Origin of the sequence: Methanoculleus sp. (genome assembly GCF_036677455.1) — an archaeon.
Lineage (GTDB): Archaea > Halobacteriota > Methanomicrobia > Methanomicrobiales > Methanoculleaceae > Methanoculleus.
This window is the reverse complement of the sequence record NZ_JAVBWL010000010.1, coordinates 14,585-39,610: the sequence shown is the minus strand read 5'-3', so window position 1 is coordinate 39,610 and position 25,026 is coordinate 14,585. Positions and strand designations below refer to the sequence as shown.

Genomic DNA, 25,026 nt, shown 5'->3' with positions numbered 1-25,026 from the left:
GTTTTCAGGTTCCACTTCAGGGATGAAAAACCCTTAAGTGGGGATTTGAAAACTTCCACTCCCGCACCAGCCAGAACCCCGACCGAAAGGCAACCGGGCGGTGACTACGGGGGCCACCTCCAGCGGGTCTAGAGACCCGCATCTCCCTCATCCACCGCGCACCCCGGGCCGCCCCATCCGGCCCCTGCAGGGGACTCTGGAGGGGACCCGCCGCAGGCCCCGGCGCCCCGGCGGTGGATCCCCGGATGTACCGCGCCCATCGGACATGCCCACGAGGAACTCCGGGCACGGGGTATCATCTGCCATAGAGCGAGCGGGCGAACTCACCCCTCTCTCCCGTCGGGGGCTTCCCCCGGACCGGTTCCCCCCGCCCGGATCTCCTCAAGCGTCCGCCCGGAGACGACCGACCGGGGCTCCGTGCCAACCGGGTCACGGCGGGGATCCGCCTCCGCGTCGTCCTTCTTCACGAGGAGCCAGGCCTCGCCCTTCCCGGTCCGGAAGCGGGTGAGGGCATACCCGCCCCGCACCTTCTTCCCGTCGAGCCGGAAGGATACATGGCCCTGCCTGAGCGCCTCGGCGACCGGAACCTCCTGCCCGCCTTTCCGCGTCAGGTTCTGGTAGGTCCCGCGGTCCCAGACAAGAACCGTCCCCGCCCCATAACTCCCCGCCGGGATGACGCCCTCAAAGTCGGCGTAGTCGAGGGGGTGGTCTTCTGTCGGGACGGCGAGGCGCTTCTCCTTCGGGTCGAGAGACGGCCCTTTCGGGACGGCCCAGGACTTCAGCACGCCGTCAGATTCCAGGCGGAAGTCGTAGTGGAGCGTGGTCGCGTCGTGCTTCTGGATGACGAAGATAGGGTGGATCGCCGCCGCATCGGGCTCTCCCGGCGGCTCCGGGGTCCGGGAGAAGTCCCGCTTATCCCGGTAATCATCGAGCGTCTCCGATCCTGCCATGCAGGGGTACTCCGGCGGTGCCCCTGATAAGTGTTCTCCCCGGTCTACACCTTCCGCCCGGACGACGGCACAATCCTGACGTTCATCTTCTCCGAGCCGATGATCAGGATACCCTCACCGGGCTGGAAGTTGAGAAGGTCTTTCTCGCTCACCTCGAAGAATTTGGCATTCTCCTGGGCCTGCTTCTTGTTCTCGGCCCGCATGCAGAACTTCACGGCGATGTTCGCCAGGATCTCCTCGTTGAAGTGGGCGATGAGCTGCGACGCGAGGATCAGCGAGACCCCGAACTTCCGCATCTCGGTGGCGTACTTGTTCAACACCGCCTTGATCGAGGTCTTTGAGCCGCTCTTCTGGCTCACCAGGAGTTTCGCCTCGTCGACGATGACAAAGAGCCGGAACTTCTCCCGCTCGTTCTCCGACCCACGCGGGATCTCGCCCGTCGCCTGGAGGGTGTAGTAGATACGCCGGAGGAAGAGATCCGCAAAGAGGTAGCGCAGGTTCTCGGGCAGGGCGTTCAAGTTGATGTGGGTGATCCCGCCGGAGAGGATCGTGGGGATCGAGATCTTCTCCTCGCCCGAGAAGAGTTTGTAGTCGAAGATGTCCTCGAGGTAGGCCGGGATCGCCTCGTCCTCGCAGTTCATGATCTCGTCCTCGATATCGTCGAAGTCGAGCACCCGCGTCCAGGTCTCGGTCTTCCCGGTGATCCCTGAGGCCCGGTAGCAGTCCTTGATGATGTTCTTGATCTTCCTTCTCTGCTGGATACCGAGTGTGGGAAAATTGATAGAGATGGCATCGACGAAGTCGGAAGTGGCCCGAAGCGGGGTGATCTCGTCGATATCGGAGTCGAGTTCCAGGGGGTTGAAGTAATACTGCCCGCCCTCGCGGATCTTGTAGGACCGGATATTCCCGCTGGTCGCGGCCATGTCGCCGTGGAAGTCGATCAGGACGACCGGCATCGCCTCCAGAGCAAGTTCGGAGGCGATGCACCGGATCGTCTCGGTCTTGCCGGCGCCCGAACCGCCGAGGATGATCATATGCCCGTTGTTGAGCTGCCCCGGAGACCAGTTGACCCGTCGCCCGTCCTGCGCGTGGCCGAGGAAGATGTCGAGTCCGCCGGGTCTGGAGGGGTCCGCCGCCGGGGCCGGTTCTGGAGCCGGAGCCGGACGGGACGTGCGGGCCCGGCGAGGTGGGGGCGGCGGCGGGAGCGGCTCGTCCTCTTCCTCCTCGATCTCGTCCTCGATCTCTTCCTCCTCGCCCCCGTCAGCGAAGATAGCGTCCCCCCATTCGTCGTCTTCCTCCTCCTCGGTCGGAGGCGCGACGGCGGCGACCGGAGCCTCCACCGGGGGAGCGGGAGATTTTTTTACGGTTGGAAGGGGCTCCGGCGCCGGACGGTCGATGACGATCTTCGCGGCAACGTCGGCCATCAGCACCCGCCCGAGGTCGCGGAGGCGTGCATCATAGAGGTTCCGGTCCTTGATGATGAACCGGGAGAGGTCGACCCCGTCGTCCTCGCGCACCTCTTCGAGGACGTAGATCGCGTCGGAGAGCTCGGAGAGCACCCGTGCGAGTTCGCGACGGTGGGCCGGAGACGCCCGGATACGGTCGTAGTCTTCGCCGCAGGAGAGGTAGCGCAGAACCGTGAACGTCGAGTGGAACGACTCAAGGAGCATGTCGTAGTGCTCCCGGACCTCCGGGTCGATCGTCTCGAGCACTCCCTTGAGGATGTACGCAAACTCCGGCGGGAAGGTGTAGACGACGCCTTCGGCCCGGGGCAGATCGAGGTCGTAGGCGTAGGCGAGGACGGCACACCCGGCATCCTTGAGCTGGGAGGCGAATCGCTCGCACTCCTCGTAGAGGCCGGGGCAGTTGTTGAGGAGAAAACCGACGAACGTCTCTTCGGTGCGGGGGAGCGTGGACGGGAAGGTCTTGTTGAGGTACGACCCCTTCACGGTCCCCGCGAGGAGGGCCGGGACGACGCCATGGATCTCGCTCGCAAGATCCAGGATATCCAGCGCCCGGATCCGGGCTTCCATCAGCGGCCGGGCGATCGCCTCTCCCGCAGGGGTCGCCTTGCTCACCGTCGTGCCGTGCCAGGAGACGGACTCGATGAGGCCGACCTCGGTGAGCGCAAAGAGCGGCCCCGACGTATAGGCGTAACAACTCTGCTCGACCACGCCCGCCCCCTCTCCCCGGGACGACGAACTGTTCAGGGCGATGTGGATGTAGAGGAGCGTCTCAACGATGTCGCGGACCTCCAGCGTCCGGAAGTCACGCAGGTATTCGACGACAGCGGAAGGGAACGACTCAACCAGAGCCGGAATCTCGGTATCCACGTAGCCCATCGCTTTCAGTGCTTTGGTAAGGTCTGTTGACACGGGTTCACCAGAGGATCTGTTCTCGTGGCGCCGGAATGCCCCGGGCCCCTTGGTGAGAGCCGATCGGGGTCGGTGCTGTCATGATGCGCTCTACGGTGCCGTTTCATGTGGTGCAGGCCTCTCTGCGGCCACTTCTATGAAACCGGCGGTTGGGGTAGTTTTTGTTTTATATCCTAATAAATACAGACAGTTTGCAAAAATCGGCCACATCCCGGGGGAATACTCGCGCGCCGGGGGAGACGGCGGAGAGGTCCCGCCCCCATCCCGGAAGAAGAGAACGCCGCTACCGTGCCCGACGGCCCCGGGCGCCCTATCTCCCGAAAGATCACTTATCCCCGTGTAAATCGGTTGAATATCCGCTTGAATCTCTCGATCCTGTTCATGCGGACATTTTTATATTGTTAAGATTATATATATCAGTAGTCGAGGTGGGTGCCTGTGACTACCCTTACCGAACAACAGCGAGTGGCTATCCTGATGGCTCTCCTGGCCATATCAGTCTTCCTGACCTACTACTTCCACGCCGTCCTGATGCTCGGGACCGTCTTTTCGCACTTCTTCTACATCCCGATCATCCTGACTGCGCTCTGGTGGGAGAAGCGGAGCATACTGGTCGCCGTCTTCCTCGGCGGGCTCGTCGTCGCGAGCAGCCTCTTCTACAGGCCGGACCTCCTGACGCTGAACGATTACGGGCGCGCCCTGATGTTCGTCGTCGTCGCCTTCGTTGTCGCCACCCTCTCTGAGCAGCTCAAAGGGCGGGAGCAGGAGGTGAAGAAACAGAGGGACCTCATGCAACGTTACCTGGACGTGGCGGGCGTCCTCTTCGTCGTCATCAACGCCGATCACACCATCCGGCTCATCAACCGCCACGGTTGCGAGTTGCTCGGCTATCGGGAGGCGGAACTGGTCGGGAAGGACTGGTTTACGACCGTCGTCCCCGAAGCATCGCAGGAGGCACGGCGAGAGGTCTTCGATACCGCGATCGCGAGCGGCACAGCCGTCTCCGGCAGGCGGGAGAATCCGGTCGTCACGCGAAACGGGGAGGAACTCATCCTCGCGTGGCAGGACACAGTGTTTGCCGGAGACGACAGCCGACCGGCCGGGCTGATAGGCTCGGGAGCCGATATCACCGACCGGATCCGGGCAGAGGAGGCGTTGCGGTCGGCCCACGACGAGGCAAACCTCTACCTCGACATCATGGCGCACGACATCAACAACGCGAACGCCGTCGCTCTCGGCTACACCGACCTGCTCGTCGAGGGGCTGGAGGGAACAGAGCGGCAGATGGTCAGGAGACTCAGGAGCGGCATCGGCCGGAGCATCGAGATCATCCAGAACGTCACGACGATTCGGCGGCTGCACTCACATGAGACGGCAACGAGACCCGTCGACCTCGACGCTGTCATCAGGGCGGAGATCTCGCACCATGCCGATGCGAATATCGCCTACGAGGGAAAGCCCACCTGGGCCATGGCCGACGACCTTCTCCCGGAGGTCTTTGCGAACCTGGTCGGCAACAGCATCAAGTTCGGGGAGCCCGGCGTCGAGGTCATGCTCCGGGTCGAGGAGAGCGATAGGGTGGTTGAAGTCTCGGTCGAGGATACCGGGCCGGGGGTGCCCGACGAGGTCAAACCCATCCTCTTCTCCCGCTATGTGCGGGGCACGAAGACCCGGAGCGGAAGAGGGCTCGGCCTCTACATCACGAAGATGCTGGTTACGCGCTACGGTGGCCGGGTATGGGTCGACGACCGGGTGCCGGGCCATCCCGAATACGGCGCGGCGTTCCGGTTCACCCTCCTCCGGTGCGACCGGCCGTGGGAGCCAGCCCGGGCCCCTGCACCGGCGGCGGCCGACCGGATGATCACCGCCAGACCCTGACCGGATCGAGCGTGGCATCGATGACCATCTCGAACGCGAAGGTATCGAGCCAGCCCGCTTTCTCAAACATGTGCATGAAGCAGATGCCCATGACCCTCGCCCCCGGATGGGTGCCGACGACCGCCTGCACCGATTCTTTCGTGACCGGGACACCCGGCATCGCAAGCCCGCCCATCAGGACGATCACCTTCGGGTCGAGGTGGACCGCGTCGCCGGAGACCTGCATACCGACGCCTTCGATCGGCCGGATCACCTTCGCCGCCGCCTCGTCCACGTAGGGCACGTAGACCTGCTCGAGAGCGAGGTCCCGGACGGCGAACCCCAGGAGTTCGATGAACGGGGTGCAGGTGCCGGGGCAGCCGTAATAGGCGACCTGGTCGCCGGGAGCGAGCCCGGCCTCCTTGAGGTAGGCCTTGAACGGCCGGAGCATACCCGGGACACCGGCGAGTTCCTCTTTCAATTCCATAGAGGACTGGTCGCCCCGGGGGCATATACCGGTTCCGGATGCGGCACGGTCTTCCGGCGCTTCTCCCTACAGCACCCCGCACCCGGAGAGGTGATAGAGCCTGCGGACCTTCTCCGCCGCCTCCTCCGAGACCGCCTCCCGGATGCGGACGAGGATGGTCTCGATATCCTCTTCGGGCATGCACCCGAGGTCCTCCCGGCCGGAGAGGATCTGGTCGGTGAGGTAGCCCCATTCCTCGTCCGAGAGGCGACCGACCCGTTCTGCAAAGTCTTCCTCGTCTGCGGCGATGTGGTTAGAGACCGGCGGGAGGATCGAGTGGAAGTCGTGCCCCGACTCCGGGCAGAGGATCCCCTCGTATTCAGGCGCCAGTTTCCGCAGGATAGCAAAGTCTCTCTCGTCAAATGTGCGTGCCATGGTTCCGTTCACTCCTGAAGGTCTGGTGCTCCATCCGACCAGAAATATCTTCGCCCGCAACAGGCCTCCTTCTTCAGGAGAGGAAGACGGAGCCGTATGGCTCACTGCAAAAGACCGCCGGGACAGGCGGCCAGGGGCGGGGTTCCGTCGCCCGGCATGCCTCCAGCGATCGTGAGATCGACGATCTCACGGACCACCTGCCCGAAGGCCTCCCGCTGCCGGTTCGTACCCATAATAGGGGCGGGTGCAGCACGGATCTCCCGTTCGAGTACCTGCCAGAGTGCCTTCCGGGGGTCGTTTCCGGCCGGGACGCACTGGAGGAGGAGCGTCTCGGACCCGGGCCGGCCGTCCCGCGCTCCCGCTGTGAACAGACGCAGGTCCGCGATGTCGTCGGCGATCTGCATCGCCCTCCCGGCAGAGAGACCGTAACTTGCGAACCCGGCGACGACCGGCTCCTCCTCTCCCGCCGCCATGGCACCCCACGCGGCGGCGAGCGAGAAGAGGCACCCGGTCTTCTGACTGATGATCGCATCGTAACGGTCGGTTGCCGGAGTCGCCGGGAGGTGCGGCCCCCCGAAGATCTCGCCGGCCACGCCCCGGGCCATCCTCTGCTGGGCCGATGCGAGCATCGCCACGTACCCTGCGCCGTAGGGGGCGGCAAGCGCATACGGGAGGGCAAGGATGCCGACGGCATCAAGGACCGCCCGCCCCTCCCCCCGGGTGAGGTGGAGCGCGGGAACACCCCGCCTGACGGTGTCGCCGTCCAGCATATCGTCAAGGATGAGGCTTGCGGCGTGAGCGAGTTCGACGGCGCAGGCGAGGTCGAGCGCCTGGCAGGTGAGCGCCGTCGTCCGGGCGAGGTCAGCGTGGACGCGGAGGAGAAGCCCGGCCCGCATCCGCTTTCCCCTGGTGAGGAGCGGGAGGACACCGGGGTCGGTCGCACCCCCGCTGCTCGCCACCTCCTCGATCCGCCGGTTGACGGCGGGCCGGATTCTCTCAAGGAACTCGCAAAACGGTATCATGGTTCATCACTCCCGGGACGCACCGGCATCCCGATAAGATGCCCCGGCGGTAAAAAGGTGTGGGTCCGGGGCCATGGTTACTTTCATCACCCTGCAGAACCCCCGGGCCTTCCGGTGGTATAGGAGTTGAAGAGAGAGAGGAGGGTAGGCCGGCTGGAGGGGGGCGATGCGTTCGGGGACTGGCTCGCGAGCGTCCTTGCCGACCGATTGGTCGGGTGGCGCGGTAAGATCCGGGTCTACCGGGTGGAACCCGCATCACACGTCGTCTGCCGGTACGAATTTGCCGGTGCCTCGTTCAGCGTGGTCGGCAAGTTCTTCGGTGCGCCGACGGGTGCGAAGACCCGCTACAACGCGGATGCGGCGATGAAGAACGAGGTTCGCCGGCTCCGCCGTGCATCCGGCTGGATCCGCGTTCCCCGTGCGCTCGCGACGAACAGCCGGTTCCACTCGGTTCTCGTGACCGAGTACGTCCCCGGCCGGACACTCAGCGAGTTCCTCGCGGCAGGCGTATGCCTGTACGACCCCCTGACCGGTGTCGCGCACCTGCTCCGCCGGCTCCACAGCGGCACACGGACCTCCTGCAAACGGGAACGCGACTTCGCCTACTTTCATGCGCTGCTCGACCAGAACGCCCTCCCGGTCTCCCGGAGGAGAATGTTCGACCGCCTGCTCGGGGAGTGGTGGCACAGCCCGCTGATCGGCCCTGATGCCGGCTGCATGGTCCACGGCGACGCCACGCTCAGCAACTACCTCTTCAACGGCGAGACCTGCGCGATCGACTTCGAGGGCGCCCGGGACCATACCCACCCGGTCCGCGACCTCGGGATCCTGGCCGCGGAACTCAAGTCATCGCCCGGAATCGGCTCAAGGGCCGAAGACTACATCGGCCACCTGCTCTGGCATTACAGCAGGAGCGAGGAGGAGTTCCGGCGCCATACCACCGTCCTTCCCTTCTTCATGGCGCTCGGCCACCTCAGGATCGCCCGGCTGCCCTGGCGTGCGTCCGAACGTGACTGGCTGCTCCAGGAGGCGGAAGCGTGTCTCGCCGCGATCCACCGGTAGCAGGGGTCCTCTTCGACTGCTACGGGACGCTCATCGATATCCTGACCGATGAACGCGATATCAGGACCTACCGGTGCCTCTCCCGATGGCTCCTCTACCAGGGTGTCCGGATAGCCCCGGAACGCCTGCGGGCATGCTACGCCGGCCGGGTGCGGGAGGCGGCCGACAGGACCGGGCAGCGCTACCCGGAGGTGCGGGTCGAGGAGGTCTTTGCCGGCATCTGCGCCGAACACAGCATCTGGGAGATCGATGTCGGGTGGCTCGGCGCCGAGACCGCCCGGGCGTTCCGGGCCGCGTCGATCCGGCGTCTCGGTCTCATCGAGGAGAGCCGGAGGCTGCTCGACCTCTTTGGCACGCGGAAGACCGGGGCCGTCTCGAACGGGCAACGGGTCTTCTCGGAGCAGGAGATGCGGGCGTTCGGCCTCTACGACCGTCTTGACTTCGTCATCTTCTCTTCAGACCTCGGCTACCAGAAGCCGGACCTGCGGATATACGCGGCGGCCCTCGACCGGATGGACCTCCAGGCCCCCGACGTCCTCTTCATCGGGGACAACTTTAAAAACGACGTCGACGCGCCCCGGGAGATCGGGATGCAGGCGCTGCATATCGAGGAGGCGTGGCACCGCTACGGGACCTGATATGGCGAGCCCGGTGGGTATATGGTGCCCGGCCTACCACCCCTCTTTACGCATGGTCATGGAGACGTCTCAGACTCAGAAGGGTGATCCCGGTTTTTGCGGATAACACGCCGTCCGGCGACTGGATCGGAGTCGACCTGAACACCACCGGTCATCTCGCCGTCGTGGCCCACCCGGCGAGCGGGGGCCTGGTGATGCTCGGTGAACTCCCGGATGACGCCGAACACCGGGAGCGATCCGGCAGCGCCGGGAAGGGCAAGAAGCGCAGGGCCGAGCGGGACCGCGAAAGCCGTATCCGGGGCGACCAGAACAGAAGGGTTGCGGGCGAGATCGTAAAGATGGCCCGGCAACTCCAGTGCGGCATCAAACTTGAAGACCTCGCCGGCGCAGGTTTTGCCGGGCGACAGAAGCCGGGCACCCCTCTCCCGTTCTCCCGGCGCGACGGGTCGCTCCATCACCTCAAAAACCTTCTCGAGGCCTGGGCTCAGAATGCCGGGGTTCCGGTCGCCCTCGTGGATCCGGCGCTCACGTCCCGGCGCTGCAGCCGGTGCGGAGAGCGGGGCGACCGCATGGGCAAACGGTTCCTCTGCCCACACTGCGGGTATACCGGTCATGCCGATGCAAACGCGGCGTTCAATATAGCAGCGGCGTCACCGGTCACCGACCGGCCCCATAAAGAGGTAGAGGCGTGCAGCAAGAGCCCCGGGCGGCATCCCGGTGGGGCTTGAACACAGGTCCTAACTGACCAGAGACCTGGGCGGCGCTGGTTTCATAGGAGTTGGTGTATATAGTCCCGCGGGATGAACGACAGACGATGGCAGATCTCCTTTGGGGTGGGGCTTATCATCCTCTCGATGATACTCTACGCTCTGCACTTCCTGATCTTCCACGACCTCCACCACATCGGCATCTACACGCTCGCCGATATTGCATTCCTCCCGCTTGAGATTCTCCTGGTGACACTCGTCTTCCATCAGGTGCTCGCGTCCCGCGACCGGCGACAGAGGAAGGAGAAACTCAACATGGTCATCGGGGCCTTCTTCTCCTCGCTCGGGACAGAGCTCCTGACCTACATTTCCAACAACGACCCGAACCTGGATGAGGTCCGGCCGCACCTGATAGTCACCGATGCCTGGACCGACGAGACATTCCGGGAGGTGGAGATGCGGCTAAAGCAGCATCCCTGCCGTCTCAGGATAGAGCGAGTCGACCTGGAGGCCGTCAAACGGTTCCTCGGATCCCGCGAGGAGTTCCTCCTGAGGCTGCTCGAAAACCCGGTGCTCCTCGAACACGAAGCATTCACCGAACTGCTCCGGGCTATATTCCACTTCAACGAGGAACTGCAGCGGCGGCCCGGCTTCTCCGACCTGCCCGGGACCGATATGGCGCACCTCGCGGGCGACCTCGAACGGATCTACGGCCTCCTCATCCGCGAGTGGCTGGACTACATGCGCTACCTGCAGAAGAACTACTCGTACCTCTTCTCGCTTGCGATGCGGACAAACCCGTTCGATGAGACGGCGTCGGCAATTGTGGTGTCAACGACGGGCGCTCGCGCCTCCGGCGCGAGCGGCCGGAGTTCGAGCACCGTCAGGTGCGAGTGACGACGGGCGGCTCGGAACGGAGTTCTCCTCACCCCACCTGCGCCCGGATGTGCTGCACCGTCTCCGGGTATCGCTCACGGAGCTGGCTCCCTTCGAGGTTTTCCCGGACGATCCACCGGATGTCCTGGTCATCGAGGGTCGCAAGTTGCCGCAGGTACTCAAAACCGATCCCGGGGAGCGCGGCGACGACCAGGCTGAGCGTGGAGCCGAGCGCCTTCCGGAGCGCGCAAAACGCTTCCGACTGCCGCTCCTTTGCCATATACACACGGATCAGGGTCTTCCGGTGGAACCGGAGCGCTGCTTCCGCGAGATCCGGCTCAGCGAGCAGGTCCGGCTCAGCGACGCCCGCCACCGCGGCCCGCATGGCGAGCCAGGATCCTCCTTCCACCCAGCCCTCCAGTTCCGGGACCGCCCTGCCGCGTTGCCGGGAGAGGAGATCCCGGATCGCCATTGCCACCGCCTCCTGGACCTGCCACCTCGGATCGGCCGACGCCTCCGAAAGATGCGTGAGCGCCGCCTCAGCGCATACCGGCGATACGGACCCGATCGCCCCGATCCCCCGGACGCCGCAGAACGAGAGGGACTCGTGCGGGTCGCCGGCCGGTGCGTCCTCCGGGGAGATGCAGGCGAGCTCGACACAGAGGGTCCACAGGGCCTGGCGATCGTCGGTATCGGCAACGGCAAACTCCCTCACGGTCCCGGCAAACGCTTCTACGATATCCGGGTTTGCCCGGGCGCCCGGCAGGTTGCTTCCCGCGACCAGGTAGGTGAGGAGATCCTCGGCGCTCCCGCTCGCGAGGAACTGCATGAGCAGCCGGGTGATCTCCTTGATGTGGGTTTCTTTGCGGGTCATTGGTCTTTAGTGATCAACGACCTAGAGAGAGTAAAAATGATCGCTACCGGGCGGCCAGGGTTGCGACGAAGGCATCGAGTGCCGCGTGAACGTTCTCGCCGTTCCGCGCAGAGATGAAGTGCACCGTCTCCCCGGGGAGAGCCCGGCGGATTGCCTCGGGTGTCGCGCCCGGAGAGTCGCACTTGTTTGCCATGAACGCGAGCGGCACATCGAGGGACTTCAGGTTGGCGTAGAGGTGTTGCGTCATCGTGTCCACCCCCGTGGTGGCGTCGACGACGATGATCGCGCCGTCCATCCCCCGCGAGAGGATCTGCCGGACGAACTCGAACCGCTCCTGCCCCGGCGTCCCGAAGAGGTAGACCGCGCGATCCCTCACCTGTAATCTGCCGAAATCGAACGCAACGGTCGTTCGTCCCTCATCGGAGGTTGCTTCGATGTGGCGGCTCCGGGGATCGAGTGCCTGGATGAGACTGGTCTTACCTGCGTTGAAAGAGCCGAATACGACAATCTTGAGCCTGCCTTCTGCCATCAGCCCTGTATTGACACCGGGATGTTTTAGGGTTTCGCTCTGGCAGTACCGTGCTAAGAATAACGGCTTCTTCGGGCCTTCCAGGGAACAGGTTTTTCCCCGAATTCCGGGAGGAGGGAAGGATCGACACCGGAGGCACGAGCACACAATCGTCAAGACTGATATACCGCCGACTCCAAGGTACCGTACATGGGTCTGGAGGAGACGGATGCCGTCGCGCAGGAGATCATGGCCACCCTGGATAACCTCATCCTTGCGGAGAAGCAGGCACGGCTCCAGGTCTCCGCTCTTGAGGAGCGGCAGTATCCCCTGGCCGCGACGTTTGAGATGGTCCAGGATATGGAGGCGGGCGGTGCCATCGAGGAACTCCTCACCAGGTTCGGTTTCGAGTACTACACCGTCGATGACGATGCCGAACTCTGGATCTCGGATGATTATGGGCTGATGGTCTTCCTCTCCTTCAATGCCCCTGATGGGCAGTACTACAACTACCGGATCGTCGCGTTCGACGTCGTCGGCGAGGACGCAGAGGAGACTGCGTGAGCCAGACGGTGCCGGCGCGCCCTTCGCCGCCGTCCTGAACGAGGGGGCGCCAAGCACTATATACCGCAAGCGAGATCTGATCTGCAACAGGAACGGGTGGCCTGGATATGGAACGTTCTGTAAAGCAACTCATGGAAGAGAGGGAGAGGCGGTGCGAGGAGAACCTCGGCAAGTACATCGAACAACTCCAGCACGAGAACACGCCCTACCGGCTACGGGCGGCCGAGATGCTGGGGAAATGCGCCGATGCCCGGGCGGTCGAACCGCTGGTCGCCGCCCTCAACGATAGAGAGAACGAGGTCCGCTGGGTCGCGGCGCAGGCGCTCGGGAGACTCCGCGATGCGCGAGCGGTCGAACCCCTCCTGCCGCTCCTCAATGACCCCGACCGCTGGGCCCGGCGCGGCGCCGCCTGGTCGCTCGGTGAGATCGGCGACTTTCGGGCGGTCGAACCCGTCCGGGCCCTTCTTCGTGATGGGAAGAAAGACGTACGGGCTGCCGCTGCCGACGCGCTCGGCAAACTGCACGACCCGCGGGCCGTCCCCGCGCTCTCTGCCGCGCTCGAGGATGAGGAGGAGCCGGAGGTCAGGACAGCGATCCGTCGCGCCCTCCGCGAGATCACCGGCGAGGCGAGCCTTTGACCGGAGGAGACGAAGGGCGTAAGCGGCTCTTTCGTTACTACCCGGAGGACTTCGGGGCGATCCCCGTAGAGGTCCTCCACATGGACCTCATCTTCGACGTCTACGACGGCCACACCCGGGTCGTCTCCGCCCTCACCGCCGAGACCCTGGAGACGCCGCTCGCATCCCTCGCCCTGAACGCCCGGGACCTGGACATCCTCCGCGCCGCGTGCGCCGGATATACCACCACCCATACCTACGACCGGAACGCCGCGCTCCTCACCGTCACCTTCGATCCCCCCGTCCCGCCCCGGACCCGGTTCACCCTCGAGACCGAGACGATCTGCCGGCCAAGCAGCCACGTCCTCGAGGGGCTCTACTACGACGGCTCCTGTTCCGGGGGGGCGCCCGTCCAGATCACGCAGTGCCAGCAGTGGGGGTTCCAGCGGCTGGTCCCGTGCCTGGACGACATGACCGCAAAGTGCACCTACACGACGACGATCCTCGCCGACAACGGGTATACGAACACCATATCGAACGGAGACCCGGCAGGGCCGCGGCTCCCCTGCGCCCCCGGCCGCTCCGTCCAGAGGTACGAGAACACCACGACACCGATGGCCCCCTACCTCTTCTTCCTCGGGGTGGGGTGCTACGACACCTACCAGCGGGAGTTCGAGTATCCCGACGGACGGACGTTCTCCCTTGAACTCCTCGCAAAACCCGACTCCGACCCGGGTGCGGCGGAACGTGCGCTTGATATCCTCGCCGACGCCGTGATGTGGGTCCACCTCTTCACCGGCCGGGGGCAGTACCGCGACCGAAAGAGACGGGAGGAGGCGTGGCGCCTCGTCCGGGCGCGGGATGCGGCAAAGCGCTCCGGCGATGCGGAGGCACTCGAAGCGGCGAGGAAGGCCCTCGCCGGGATCATCGCGGCGATCGAGCCCGGCTACGCCTACACGGGAGCGGTCTACCGGGAGATCGCCATGCAGAACTCCGACTTCGGGGGCATGGAGAACGTCGGGAACACGACGATCGCCGCGAACCGGCTCATGCCCGGTCCGGATACGACCGACCCGGCCTTCGAGTACATGGCCGCGGTGAAGGTCCACGAGTACTACCACAACGAGAACGGCTCTGAGGTGACGGGATGGAGCCCGTTTGAGATCTGGCTCAACGAGGCCGTGACGGTCCACATCGAGGAGAAGCACCACGCCTTCTTCTTCGGCGAGGCCTACTCCCGCCTCCGGACCGTGCTCGATATCCTCGAACCCGCGGCCGGGACGCTCGCGCTCGACCGGGGCGCGGGCTCGATGCCGATAGAACCGGACGGCTTCAACGACCCGAACGACCTCATCACCGGCGTCACCTACGTCAAGGCCCCCGAGTTCGTCAGGATGATCGAGACACTGATGGAAAAGGAGGTGTTTGCAGAAGGGCTCGCCCTCTACCATGACCGGTTCCGGCACGCGAACGCCTCGCGAGCCGACTGGCTCCGGTGCATGGAAGAGGTATCAGGGCAGGATTTCTCCAGGATGGCGGCGGTCTGGCTGAAAGAGACGGAGTACCCGGTCCTCACCGTGACCCCGGCATACGACCCGGCGGCCAGGCGGTTCACCCTCGCCTGGCACCAGAACCGGACGCCCGGCGGCCGGACCTGGGAGTTCCCGTTCCGGTTCGCGCTCGTGGATGCCGAAGGCCGGGACCTCGCAGACCGGACCGTCCGTATCGCGGGGGAGAGCGGAGAGATCGTCCTCGACGACGTCGATCGCCCCGCGTTCCTCTCGCTCAACCGCGGCTACTCCTTCTACGGGAAGGTGGCCTACCGGCCGCCGGAGGACGAACTCTATCTCCAGGTGCAGAGCGACGCCGACATCATCGGCCGCTTTGCTGCATTTGCGGCGCTCGCCGACGGAGAGATGCTCCGCCTCCTAAAAGACCCTGACGCGGCCGTCTCCGACCGGTTCACCACGCTCTGCACCGGCCTCCTCGCCGACGACCGCCTCATGGAGGAGGCGGGCGGGCAGTTCCTGACCATCTTCCCGTCGGTCGAAGACGACCGGTTCCGCCACCACTACCGGGCACTCCACGACGCCCGGCAGAAGATCCTCGCCGCCGTCGCGGCACGCAACCGCGAGACCCTTCTGTCGATCTACCGGCGGGCGGCAGGGGGACCGGGCGGGTCGGGCGACCTTGAGGAAGAGGCCGCGGCGATCCGGCGCCGGCAGAGGAAGAACGCGTGCCTTGCGGTCCTCGCAACCCTCGATACCCCCGCGGTCCATGAACTGCTCCTCGATCACTTCCGGGACGCGACGGCTGCAACCGACCGCCTCACCGCGTTCCGGCTGCTCCTCGAGAGCAGCGCCCCGGAGCGGCAGGAGGTCCTTGCGACGTTCTCTCTCGATTCATCGAAACGCCCCGTCGCGTGGGAGTCATTCCTTGCCACGGTCGCCGGGAGCGATGCCGACGACCTTGTCTCGATCCTCCGCGGGATCGAATCCTCGCCCGCCTTCTCGATCGAGCAGGCCGACCAGCAGCGGGCGCTCTATGGGCGGTTCGCGCTGAACCGGAAACGGTCGCTTGAGACCGGGGATGGGCGGGCATACCTCGCGGAGATCCTCCGGCGGCTTGCCCCGGTCAACGAGTACAGCACCGTCCGGGCGCTTGATGCCTTTGCATTCATCGACGGGATGGAACCCCGCCACCGGGTGCCGGTGGTCGGGGTGCTCGCGGATCTCCTCGCCACCCTTGATGCGGAGGCGTACCCGGCCGTCTACAACAGCGTCCGCCGTCTCCTTCTCGGCGCCCCGGAGGCAGTCCGGGCCTATGAGACGGAGCACGGGGCGATCCCGGCCATCAGGAGTCTCACCCGTACCTGAGGTGCAGCCCGACGCCCGTCTCGCGGACGTTCGCAACCCCTGCAAGCGCAACCTTCGCGCGAAGGTCGGTGCAGTGGCAGGGGTGGAGGGCTGCCGGCTGCACCTCCGTGAAGTAATTGAGGACCCCCTGCATCCGTTCCGGCGATGCGTCGAGGAGGTGGAACCCGCCGATGACGTCGGCGACCCGGTCCTCGCCGCAGACCTCCCGCGCCTGCTCGACGATCGAGCAGACCCCAGCGTGGGAACACCCGGTCACAATAACAAGCCCCTCGGGGGTCCTGCAGGCGAGCGCCGTGTCATCGGTGATAGTGTCGTCCCGGATACCGTCATGCGTGTAGATATAGCCGTGGGGAGGCGTCCGCTCGAACTCGAACCGCCGTTCGATCTCGCCGAGGAAGACCAGGTTCTCGGTCAGCCAGAGGGGGTCCGCGGTGAGGAGGACCTTCCCGTGCCGGAAGAGTTCCTCGACCGAGAGGTGGCACCCGATCTCTCCCGCACCGTCAAGGCTCCGGGTGAGGAAGGCCTCGGGGTGGGCGATGAACGTGGGTTCAATTCGCTCGCGCCCCTCGATGATCCCCTCGGTATGAAGCCGGAGCAGCGCGTCGAGACCCCAGGTGTGGTCGAGATGACCATGGGAGATGACGATATCCTCGACGCGGAGGAGGTCGATCCCCATCTTTCGGGCGTTCGTAACGAGGATGCCCGAATAGCCGGTATCGAAGAGGAGACGGGTCCCGCCGTCCTCGATGTAGATCGAGAGCCCGGGCTCCGCGAGAAAGTAACGGTCGGTGAGGGTGGCGTTATCCACGAGGACCGTCAGTCTCATGCGCAGTGCCTCCAGGGCTTCCGGTCGCGAACGGATCCATGCAGATACTGAGCACGTTGCGGTTAAGAAGGTTTTCAGGGTGGGTTTCGTTCCGCCCGGTCTTTGAGTGCCCGGTTCATGAGGAGGAACCCGAGGTGGGTCGCCCGGAGGGTATCGGTGAGGTCGACGACGGGCACCAGCAGCCCGGTGAAGACCTCGGCCTGGACAAACCGGGAGCCGCCGTCCTCGGGGATGATGGTGAACCGGTGCTCGCCGTCGAAGAGCCCGGCAACCAGGACCCGGCCGAGCCACCGGAACTCGCGGTCTTTTGCGACCCGCAGCACCCTCGGCCGGAACCGCATGCTCCGCTTCCCCGGAGGCCGGATCTCGACGGAAAGTCGGGTCCCCACCCAGGGTTTCCCCTCGATCGACCTGATGAACGGGTTCCAGTCGGGGTAGGAGGCGAAATCGGTCAGCACCCGCCAGACGGTCTTTGGCGGGGCGACGACGAGAGTCTCGGCCCGGATCTCCCGGACCAGGATCCTGCTCGGTTCCGGCGAGGGGACGGTCATGCGCTCATCACGATCGCACCGGGTGGGCCGGGAGAGTAAAAAGGCTTTCTTACCCCGGAATTGCCGGGTCACCTCCTCGCGGTGGCCGGAGGAAAGAAGTTATTCCTCACGAAATCACTCCATTGGAGTGATGGGTATGGAAGCATCGGATACAGCCTTCTCCCCGGGGGATCCGGAGGAACTCAAACCGATCGGTCTCAAAGTCGGGATGCACCTCCCGCTCGGTCGCCTGAAGGACCTGCAGGAAGACCACGGATTAGAGGTTATCCTCTACTTCGACGAAGACCTCGCCCGGAACTCGACGCTTGACGCGGACCACGCAGACTTCCGGATCGTCCCCGGCGAGGCCCGGCCGTTCATGCCGCTCAGGGTCTTTCTACAGGTGATGGCAGAACGGGACCCGGGGTTCGCCCGCCGGATGCAGGAAGAACCCCTGATGGTCGAGGTCCTCGAGACCGGGACGCTCAACCGCTACGCCGGGTGTGCCTGCCGCGCAGAGCCGTATGTGAAGGCGCTCTTGCTGTAGCCGCCCTATCTGCGCCCCGGTCTGCCGCGGGCGGGTGCCGCCCGGGCCCCGAGTTCGAACCCGGAGAGGACCCGCCGGCAGGTGCAGTGAGCGCCGAGGTGGCAGACGGCACCCCCCGTCACCTCGAACCGGACCGGGAAGTCGAGCCCGGGGATCAACTCCGGGAGGTCACCGAACCCGAGCGTGATATGCGGCGAGTAACGCTCATACGCGGAGGTCTTCCGGAACCGGTTGAGGCAGTCGACGGACGGGCCGCTCGCCTCCCCGAGGAAGACCTCCGGCCCGGCCCCGGGTGCTGCATAGGGCTCTACCGCGCTCATCACGGCCTTGTGAAAGAGCTGGATGATCTCCGACCGGAGGATATGGAAGACACAGACGGTCTCTCCCGTACCGCCCCGGTGTTTTGCGACGGCATCGATGGTCAGCGTCATGGGAGAGCACTGGCCGGCAATCCGGGCCACTTTCGCGGCGATCTCCGGAATAACTTCACGTCGCACCGGGAGCATCGCAACCGAGATGTGCGGAATGCAGTTCTCGCTGTCGAGGCGGATTCCTCCACCCGGGTTGCCGGCGAGCAGGGTCCGGTTCGCGCTGAGCGCCATATCCATGATCGGCCCGGGCGGCAGAAGGACGAGATCGACGGCAACCGTATCGGGAAGTTCGTGCATGAGGCCGATCAGGCAGCGGGGAGAGAAAAGAGTTTTCCCCCGGAGATCGGCAGTCTCACCATGACGCCTCCGGCCGGGACCGTGCCCCCGCTCACCACTTCACGCCGAAGACCGGCTCCTCCTCGACGATGTTCGTGATCCTCCTGACACTCGCCTCCATGGGAAGATCCCCCCCGCTGCAGAGCCCCATCTTGAGTTGTTCCAGGCCTGCCTCCACCGAATCATCCTTCGACATAACGCCGTTCACCGTCACCCGGAACGTCAGCGTCACCAGCCACTGGGTTGTCTCCATCTCTCCTCCTCCAGACGTTGGCGGAGTATACCGCCCGGGGGAGATAAAAGCAGCTCATCGTCGGGAGAACTCTTCTTCTGCCCATCTCCGGGGAGACCGTCGTTCTCTGGTGTCGATCCCGCGGCATGCAGCCGACGGGCCGGGCAGACGGGGTGTGGAAGAATCAGTGCATGAGAACGGAGAGACTGCACGGCGGTAGGGCACACCGGGGTTATGGTGACGTATAGGGAGGTATAGAACGTGATCGGAAACACACGCCGTTTCTGGTTGCCCACCGGGTCAACCCATCCTGCATTCTCCTCTCCGTATCCCAGACGCATTATATTACTACAACCATAAAAATATTTTCGAGTACATAGTTCTATCGCGCATACCCCCGAAGCTGACTGGAGTCATGCACCCGACGTGCACAACAGATATATAGAAGCATCAGCGATCCCGGAGCTCCGAAGAACCCTATACCCGGAGAGGAGAGAATGGTCCCGGAGTCTATGGCTGCCCCGGGGAGGGGCATGAGGAGGCGCACGATCGGCTGGATACCGGGTGTCCTCATCGTGCTCCTGGTGCTCATCCCGGTGACAGCGACGGCACAGACCCCGACGGTGATCGTCTCCAACTACACCGTCACCCCCGCCGTCCTGATGCCTGGGGACGAAGGGACGATCACGGTGATGCTCTCGAGCACCGCTCCCGCAGCCTCGGGATCGCCGCTTGAGATCCGACTGGACGGCGGCATGGGAGGGACGAACACCTCGACACAGAACGCCTACATCGAGAGTGTGCTCTTAAACGGCGAAGGAGTCGAGGTCCTGACCGGGAGTTTCCAGGATATCGGTGAGATCGGTCCCGGCCAGTCCATCCCGCTCACCTTCCAGATACGTGCCCCGGGAAAGGAGGGGCTCTACTTCCCGGAGGTCTGGGTCAGGGTGCGGGACGCGACAGGCGTACGCTACCCCATACCGGTGAACGTCAACTCGGCCTACGCCGTGATCAAGAGACCTGCGCTCAGGGTGGAGAGGACCGTCCCGGCATCCGTCGACCCGGGTGACCCCTTCAACGTCACGCTCACGATCGAGAACGAGGGCCAGGCAAGCGCCAACGACATCTCCGTCAACGTCAACACGACCTCCAGCGCGATCGTCCCGAAGAACTCGGAGAACTACTACATCACCGAACTCCGGCCGGGGACGGAATCGGTGCTGAACCTGACCTTCGAGACCGACCCGAACGCGCCGCTCGGACTTACCCCGGTCATCGTCACCATCGACTACCAGAACGCCGATAAGACAGCCTTCCGGCAGACGGCGGAGGTCGGCATTCCCATCATCGGCCGCGCCGAGATGGGCATCGCCTCCATCAGGACCGAGCCCTCCCGGATCACCGCCGGGGACCAGGTGGACCTGACGATCCGGATAGAGAACACCGGGACGGCCGACGCAAAATCGGTCCGGGCAACCATCGAAGATCTCTCCCTCCCGGGTTCAAAAGAGGCATTCCTCGGGACAATCGAACCCGGCAACGACGGTCCCGCCGTCTTCACGCTTGAGGCCGACCAGGAGGGAGAGTTCCCCTACACCCTCGGCATACACTACACCGACGACTACGGGACGCACACAACCCGGCAGGCCCTGCAGATTACCGTTGCAGAATCGAGCACCCTCCCCCTCTTCGCCGTCGCAGCGGCCATACTCATCGTCGCCATCGTAGTTGCAGCCTTCTGGTACCGGAGACGAAAGGAGGAGTGACGTGCCTGTGTTTTCAGGTCTCCGGGTCTCCGCGTTCCTGGCGTGGAAGGCCATCCAGCGCGGGAGCAAGGGGACGCTCGCCCTCACCATCATGATTATCGCCCTCATCTTCGTGAACCTGGTCTTCCTCCCCTCCATCATCTCCGGGGTCGTCGAGACGTTCAATACCCAGTCGATCGACTTCGACACCGGAAACCTGGTCATCGAACCCCGGGAGGGCAGCCAGTACATCGATGACGCGACCGGTCTCCAGAAGAAGGTCGAACGGGTGCCGGGAATCACCGGCACGTCCCCGAGGACGGCCGCCGGGGTGACCTACTTCTACAAGGGCAGGAACGCCGCAAGCACCCTCTACGGCATAACCCCGGAGGACGAGCGCTCGGTGACGAGAATCGCCGACTACATGACCGATGGAGAGTTCCTCTCGAACGGGGATATCGATGCGATCATCATGGGTGCGACCCTTGCGGGGACCGAAGGAGAGGAGGCAGGCGGCCTCCCCTCGCTCCAGGGGGTCAGGGTCGGCGACCGGGTGGAGGTGGCCTACCCGAACGGCGAGACGCGAACCTACCGGGTGAAGGGGATCTTCAAGACCCAGTCCTTCGGCGTCGATACGGCAGCCTTCGTCACCCAGAGCGAGATGAATGAGGTGCTCGGCCTCCAGAACCAGGCGTCCGTGATCCTGGTGAAGACCGAGGTGAACGGCAGGGAGGAGGATTACAAGAGGGAACTCCTCTCCTACGGCATCCAGGAGGAGATCCGGACGTTCCAGGAGAAGTCCGGGGGGTTCGTCGACCAGGCGGTCCAGAGTTTCAACATCATCAACGCCATCTCCACGCTCGTCAGCCTCATCATCGCCGTCGTGGTGGTCTTCATCGTGATCTTCATCAACACCGTGAACCGGCGGCGGCAGATCGGGATCCTGAAGGCGATCGGGATCGACCAGCAGATCATCATCAACTCCTACGTCCTCCAGGTGCTCTTCATCGCCGCCCTCGGAGCACTGGCCGGGATACTGCTGAACGCCGGCGTGACGACCTACCTGACCGCCTACCCGCTCGTCTTCCCCGGCGGCCCGGTCTACCCGGTCGTGGAGGTGTCGGCCATCCTCCGCAGCATCGCAAGTCTCTTTGTGGTCTCGGTGGTGGCGGGGTACATCCCGGCGTGGCAGATCGCCCGGGAGGATATCCTCTCCGCAATCAGGGGGTGAATGAATGATCGTTGCAGAAAACCTCACCCGGGTCTACACGATGGGCAGGGTGGAAGTCCGCGCCCTCGGGGGAGTCTCCCTCTCCGTCGCCCGGGGAGAGTTCGTCGGGATCATGGGGGCGAGCGGCAGCGGCAAATCGACGCTCCTCCACATTCTCGGGCTTCTCGACCGGCCTGACTCCGGCAGGGTCACGATCGACGGAACCGACGTCCTCGCCCTCTCCGACAACCGGCGGACCCTCTTCCGGCTGAACCGGCTCGGCTACGTCTTCCAGGACTATGCGCTCATCGGGGAGCTCACGGCACTCGAGAACGTCTACCTGACGTCGCTTGTTCGTGGGGACCAAAAGGAGGAGTACCTCGAAAAGAGCACCGAGATCCTCTCCCGGGTCGGTCTCGGCGACCGAATGGACCACCGGCAGAGCGAGCTCTCGGGCGGGGAGCAGCAGCGCGTGGCGATAGCGCGGGCACTCGTGAACAACCCGAGCATCCTGCTCGCCGACGAGCCCTGCGCGAACCTGGACAGCCAGACCTCAAGGAGCATCCTCGATCTCTTTGCCCGCTTAAACGAGGACCTGGGCCAGACGATCCTGATGGTCTCGCACGAGGACTGGCATAAGGAGTACTTCTGCCGGGTCGTCACCCTGCGGGACGGACTGGTCGAGAATGTGACGGAGTGCAGGAAGGCGTGATGGGGATCTGCTCCTGCAACCTATTGGCGATCAGCACCGGCCAGAGGGGCCGGGCTCCTGTGCGGCCCTGCGCCACATGCGGCAAACGGCGGCGGGCCCCCGGGACCGGCTGCGCCCGGCCATGGGGACATGTTGGAAAAGGGCCACGATACAATTTTATATAACACCCCATATACAACCCGGCCGGTGAGAAACGTGCAGGAACAGAAGACATTCAGGTGCAAGGATCTCGGCCTTGCGTGCGAGTTTGAGGAGAAGGCGGAGAACGAGAACGAGCTGATGAAGCGGGTCGAGGGGCATGTCCAGACCGCCCACCAGATGAACCCGGAGCAGTCTGAAGTGCAGGAGAAGATCCGGAAGGCGATGAAGTGAAGGGCGCTGTGCGCCAGGAAAATCTCTTTTCGGCCGCCTCGCCGGGGTCGTCCGAAGACTCGCGGTCGGGGAACGGCAGGTTCATCCCTGAGGAACGCAACCGGGATCGGCATGGTGTATCATGGGCACTCCTCGCGACACACGCCGGAGGATGAGGCCGCCCGCCGGCGCTGGCAGCATCCCGAATCCGTCCTTGAGGGGATAGGGCTTCGCCCGGGGGAGATCTTCGTCGACGTCGGGTGCGGGGACGGGTTCTTCGCGCTCCCGGCGGCGCGGATGATCGGGCCACACGGCCGCGTCTGCGGGATCGACATCGACGCGGAGGCTCTCGACCTCCTCCAGGAGAAGGCTTTCGCAGAGGGGCTCGACAATCTCGTCCTCCACCATGGGGCGGCCGAGGACCTTCTCCTCTGCGAGGGCTGTGCAGACGTCGTCTTCTTCGGGATCGCCCTCCACGACTTCGCCGACCCGGTCCGGGTGCTCGCCAATGCGAGGCGGATGGCAGCCCCGGAGGGGCGGATCGTCAACCTTGACTGGAAGAAGGAAACCCTCCCCCTCGGCCCGCCTACCGCAAAGAAGTTCAACACGGAGCACGCGGCGTCGCTGATGACGGAGGCGGGGCTCCGGGTGACGGGGGTAGCGGAGTCCGGGCCGTACCACTACATCATCACGGCCGTGCCGGAACAGTAAAAAGAAGGGTTTTGGGGTTACTTCAGGTTCGCGAGGCTGCCGTAGTTGACGGCGTTCACGAAGAGATCGAGGTCCTGCTTCGTGCCGTCCTCGACGCTGACGTAGACCATGAACCGGTCGTTCACGCCGACCCAGGTGCCGTAAGACGCAGGCTTGGAGAAGTACTCCCAGGACGGGTAGCCGCCGGTCTTCCCCTGCTTGTAGTAGCCCTCGGTCGACTCGAACGAGACCATCGAGTCCCAGGACTCCCAGTAGCCCACGTCGTAGTAGGCCGAGTCCTGGAGCAGGACCGTCGCTACGGCGTCGCCCTTTGTGTACTCACGGGATGCCCAGGTCCACTCTGTCTCCTCGACGGTCCAGGTGGCCCCCGCGGGTTCGCCTGCGGTCCAGCCCGCCGGTGCGCCGGGGAGGTATGCCATCAGGGTCGCAAACGGAACCGCGGATACGCTTCCTGCTGCGGCCCCGGAGACTGCGGTGCCGGCAGCAGGGGTCGTCGTGGCCACGGCGGTGCCGGTTGCAGAGGTCCCGTAGGTGGTCTCGGGGGTCGTATCCGACGGCGCCGATGTGCAGCCTGCGGCAAGCAGGCAGATCCCGAGCACAAGGAGAAGCACCGGGAAGATCGTTTTAGAAAGGAGGATTTTCACAATAATGCCCTCAGGTCTCTTTGATGGAAAGAAAAATATTTATAATTTGTTATTTGTCGATACGGGTCAGTGAGAATGCTCCGCACGCGCTTTGGGCTGACCATGTATCTCTTCCACGACGGCTGATCCGGAACGGGGCTGAATACACCCGGGCCCGGCGGGCGCCTCCCGGGAGGTTTAAGAAAACTATTTAACAATTCTAAACTACCTTACCGCATGGTTCAGAGAAAAAGTCTCTATACCGTCCTGATTGCAGGGCTCCTTGCCCTGTGTATGCTCGGTGCCGGTTGCACGTCGCAGCCGGTAGAACAGGGAAACGCGACCACAACCCCCACCCCGGTGGAGACCACGACCGCTCCGGCGGCAAATGCAACCGCCACGCCCACGGCAACGGCGTACGCCTACAACGAGACTGCCGACAACACGACCGCCACCGTCCCGGCCGGGAGCAACATCACGATCAGCCTCGCCGAGAACCCGACGACGGGATACGAGTGGAACGTCACCTCATCCGAAGGACTTCAGTACGTGAATGACACGCACAGTGCGCCGCAGACTGAACTCGTGGGCGCTCCCGGCGTGCACGTCTGGGAGTACATCGCCGCCGAAAAGGGGAACGGCGAGTTCTCCGCTATCTACGCCCGGCCCTGGGAGAACGTGACCGGGAACGAGACCTCGTTCTCGATGGCGTTCATTATCGAGTAACCCTCACCCTCTTTTTCCAGCCGCTCCCGGACCGTTGCACACGACCCGTTTCGGAGGAAGACCGGTTCCTGGCAGCGTGATGGGCGTTTCGGCTGCCGCCGGGAGCCTTCCCGCTGTTGACCTTCGTAACCCTCGAACCAACCCAGCCACCGTTCCTCCTGTGACGGAGACCAGGTGGGGCATGCTGCGAGGCTGTCCCGGATACGAGGGGTCCTCTCCACAACCCCTCGCTGCAGGACCTTCGGCACCGTGCGTTTCTGTATCGTCAGCCGGGAGCAT

General features: G+C 64.4%; 27 protein-coding genes. 15 read left to right on the top strand and 12 right to left on the bottom strand.

Annotated elements, in window-relative coordinates; all coding sequences use genetic code 11:
• Positions 1-323: 323 nt before the first annotated feature.
• Positions 324-950: a DNA polymerase ligase N-terminal domain-containing protein gene (locus V6K60_RS03335; RefSeq protein ID WP_332449099.1), complete on the bottom strand. Its 627-nt coding sequence runs from the start codon at positions 948-950 to the stop codon at positions 324-326.
• Between the two features lie 44 nt (positions 951-994).
• Positions 995-3,325 carry an ATP-binding protein gene (locus V6K60_RS03330; protein ID WP_332449098.1) on the bottom strand — a complete coding sequence of 777 codons (2,331 nt, stop codon included), beginning with the start codon at positions 3,323-3,325 and terminating at the stop codon, positions 995-997.
• Positions 3,326-3,763: 438 nt separating this feature from the next.
• Here V6K60_RS03330 and V6K60_RS03325 point away from each other — a divergent pair, with 438 nt between their 5' ends.
• Positions 3,764-5,203, top strand: a complete 1,440-nt coding sequence (locus V6K60_RS03325; RefSeq protein WP_332449097.1) for a sensor histidine kinase — start codon at positions 3,764-3,766, stop codon at positions 5,201-5,203.
• Here the strand turns inward: V6K60_RS03325 and V6K60_RS03320 are convergent.
• From V6K60_RS03320 to V6K60_RS03310, 3 genes are all read right to left on the bottom strand, one after another.
• On the bottom strand, positions 5,187-5,669 hold the full coding sequence (locus V6K60_RS03320; protein WP_332449096.1) for a DUF2124 domain-containing protein: 483 nt from the start codon (positions 5,667-5,669) through the stop codon (positions 5,187-5,189). The genes V6K60_RS03325 and V6K60_RS03320 overlap by 17 nt on opposite strands.
• A gap of 66 nt (positions 5,670-5,735) precedes the next feature.
• Positions 5,736-6,083 carry a hypothetical protein gene (locus V6K60_RS03315; RefSeq protein ID WP_332449095.1) on the bottom strand — a complete coding sequence of 116 codons (348 nt, stop codon included), beginning with the start codon at positions 6,081-6,083 and terminating at the stop codon, positions 5,736-5,738.
• A gap of 101 nt (positions 6,084-6,184) precedes the next feature.
• The gene (locus V6K60_RS03310; RefSeq protein WP_332449094.1) at positions 6,185-7,105 is read right to left on the bottom strand and encodes a polyprenyl synthetase family protein; all 921 of its coding nucleotides are present in this window, start codon (positions 7,103-7,105) and stop codon (positions 6,185-6,187) included.
• A 126-nt stretch (positions 7,106-7,231) separates the two neighbouring features.
• On the opposite strand from V6K60_RS03310, the gene V6K60_RS03305 reads away from it, so the two are divergent.
• The 4 genes from V6K60_RS03305 (at position 7,232) to V6K60_RS03290 (ending at position 10,409) form a co-directional block, all read left to right on the top strand.
• Complete coding sequence (locus tag V6K60_RS03305) at positions 7,232-8,167, top strand: phosphotransferase (protein ID WP_332449093.1); 936 nt, start codon at positions 7,232-7,234, stop codon at positions 8,165-8,167.
• On the top strand, positions 8,143-8,805 hold the full coding sequence (locus V6K60_RS03300) for an HAD family hydrolase (RefSeq protein ID WP_332449092.1): 663 nt from the start codon (positions 8,143-8,145) through the stop codon (positions 8,803-8,805). The genes V6K60_RS03305 and V6K60_RS03300 overlap by 25 nt, the downstream gene beginning before the upstream one ends.
• Positions 8,806-8,888: 83 nt before the next feature.
• Positions 8,889-9,533 (top strand): transposase, encoded by a 645-nt coding sequence (locus V6K60_RS03295; protein ID WP_332449091.1) that lies wholly within the window; start codon positions 8,889-8,891, stop codon positions 9,531-9,533.
• Between the two features lie 72 nt (positions 9,534-9,605).
• Positions 9,606-10,409, top strand: coding sequence for a hypothetical protein (locus V6K60_RS03290; protein WP_332449090.1), 804 nt, complete (start codon positions 9,606-9,608; stop codon positions 10,407-10,409).
• 28 nt (positions 10,410-10,437) lie between these two features.
• Here the strand turns inward: V6K60_RS03290 and V6K60_RS03285 are convergent, their stop codons facing one another.
• Positions 10,438-11,262, bottom strand: a complete 825-nt coding sequence (locus V6K60_RS03285; protein ID WP_332449089.1) for a hypothetical protein — start codon at positions 11,260-11,262, stop codon at positions 10,438-10,440.
• 43 nt (positions 11,263-11,305) lie between these two features.
• Entirely contained in the window at positions 11,306-11,791 is a 486-nt protein-coding gene (locus tag V6K60_RS03280) for a GTP-binding protein (protein WP_332449088.1), read from the bottom strand.
• A gap of 189 nt (positions 11,792-11,980) precedes the next feature.
• On the opposite strand from V6K60_RS03280, the gene V6K60_RS03275 reads away from it, so the two are divergent.
• The 3 genes from V6K60_RS03275 (at position 11,981) to V6K60_RS03265 (ending at position 15,827) form a co-directional block, all read left to right on the top strand.
• On the top strand, positions 11,981-12,334 hold the full coding sequence (locus V6K60_RS03275; RefSeq protein ID WP_332449087.1) for a hypothetical protein: 354 nt from the start codon (positions 11,981-11,983) through the stop codon (positions 12,332-12,334).
• A 107-nt stretch (positions 12,335-12,441) separates the two neighbouring features.
• The gene (locus V6K60_RS03270) at positions 12,442-12,972 is read left to right on the top strand and encodes a HEAT repeat domain-containing protein (RefSeq protein ID WP_332449086.1); all 531 of its coding nucleotides are present in this window, start codon (positions 12,442-12,444) and stop codon (positions 12,970-12,972) included.
• Positions 12,969-15,827, top strand: a complete 2,859-nt coding sequence (locus tag V6K60_RS03265) for a M1 family metallopeptidase (RefSeq protein WP_332449085.1) — start codon at positions 12,969-12,971, stop codon at positions 15,825-15,827. Before V6K60_RS03270 ends, V6K60_RS03265 begins: the two co-directional genes overlap by 4 nt.
• On the opposite strand, the gene V6K60_RS03260 is transcribed toward V6K60_RS03265, so the two are convergent.
• Positions 15,814-16,653, bottom strand: coding sequence for an MBL fold metallo-hydrolase (locus V6K60_RS03260; protein WP_332449084.1), 840 nt, complete (start codon positions 16,651-16,653; stop codon positions 15,814-15,816). The two genes, V6K60_RS03265 and V6K60_RS03260, sit on opposite strands and share 14 nt — an antisense overlap.
• 74 nt (positions 16,654-16,727) lie before the next feature.
• Complete coding sequence (locus tag V6K60_RS03255; protein WP_332449083.1) at positions 16,728-17,204, bottom strand: SRPBCC domain-containing protein; 477 nt, start codon at positions 17,202-17,204, stop codon at positions 16,728-16,730.
• A 136-nt stretch (positions 17,205-17,340) separates the two neighbouring features.
• Between V6K60_RS03255 and V6K60_RS03250 the strand changes: the two genes are divergently transcribed.
• Complete coding sequence (locus V6K60_RS03250) at positions 17,341-17,730, top strand: hypothetical protein (protein ID WP_332449082.1); 390 nt, start codon at positions 17,341-17,343, stop codon at positions 17,728-17,730.
• Between the two features lie 5 nt (positions 17,731-17,735).
• Here V6K60_RS03250 and V6K60_RS03245 read toward each other — a convergent pair whose 3' ends face one another.
• Together V6K60_RS03245 and V6K60_RS03240 are read right to left on the bottom strand one after the other, a co-directional pair.
• Positions 17,736-18,398, bottom strand: coding sequence for a 2'-5' RNA ligase family protein (locus V6K60_RS03245; protein ID WP_332449081.1), 663 nt, complete (start codon positions 18,396-18,398; stop codon positions 17,736-17,738).
• 91 nt (positions 18,399-18,489) lie between these two features.
• Positions 18,490-18,690 carry a hypothetical protein gene (locus tag V6K60_RS03240; protein ID WP_332449080.1) on the bottom strand — a complete coding sequence of 67 codons (201 nt, stop codon included), beginning with the start codon at positions 18,688-18,690 and terminating at the stop codon, positions 18,490-18,492.
• A 512-nt stretch (positions 18,691-19,202) separates the two neighbouring features.
• On the opposite strand from V6K60_RS03240, the gene V6K60_RS03235 reads away from it, so the two are divergent.
• The 5 genes from V6K60_RS03235 to V6K60_RS03215 all read left to right on the top strand — a co-directional run bounded on the left by V6K60_RS03235 (position 19,203) and on the right by V6K60_RS03215 (position 23,398).
• Positions 19,203-20,435 (top strand): COG1361 S-layer family protein, encoded by a 1,233-nt coding sequence (locus tag V6K60_RS03235; protein WP_332449079.1) that lies wholly within the window; start codon positions 19,203-19,205, stop codon positions 20,433-20,435.
• A gap of 7 nt (positions 20,436-20,442) precedes the next feature.
• On the top strand, positions 20,443-21,645 hold the full coding sequence (locus V6K60_RS03230; RefSeq protein WP_332449078.1) for an ABC transporter permease: 1,203 nt from the start codon (positions 20,443-20,445) through the stop codon (positions 21,643-21,645).
• Between the two features lie 4 nt (positions 21,646-21,649).
• Entirely contained in the window at positions 21,650-22,336 is a 687-nt protein-coding gene (locus V6K60_RS03225; protein ID WP_332449077.1) for an ABC transporter ATP-binding protein, read from the top strand.
• Between the two features lie 186 nt (positions 22,337-22,522).
• Entirely contained in the window at positions 22,523-22,708 is a 186-nt protein-coding gene (locus V6K60_RS03220; protein ID WP_332449076.1) for a DUF1059 domain-containing protein, read from the top strand.
• Between the two features lie 111 nt (positions 22,709-22,819).
• Positions 22,820-23,398 (top strand): class I SAM-dependent methyltransferase, encoded by a 579-nt coding sequence (locus V6K60_RS03215; protein WP_332449075.1) that lies wholly within the window; start codon positions 22,820-22,822, stop codon positions 23,396-23,398.
• 17 nt (positions 23,399-23,415) lie between these two features.
• Here the strand turns inward: V6K60_RS03215 and V6K60_RS03210 are convergent, their stop codons facing one another.
• Entirely contained in the window at positions 23,416-24,042 is a 627-nt protein-coding gene (locus V6K60_RS03210) for a hypothetical protein (RefSeq protein ID WP_332449074.1), read from the bottom strand.
• Positions 24,043-24,258: 216 nt separating this feature from the next.
• On the opposite strand from V6K60_RS03210, the gene V6K60_RS03205 reads away from it, so the two are divergent.
• The gene (locus V6K60_RS03205) at positions 24,259-24,747 is read left to right on the top strand and encodes a protease inhibitor I42 family protein (RefSeq protein ID WP_332449073.1); all 489 of its coding nucleotides are present in this window, start codon (positions 24,259-24,261) and stop codon (positions 24,745-24,747) included.
• Positions 24,748-25,026 lie beyond the last annotated feature (279 nt).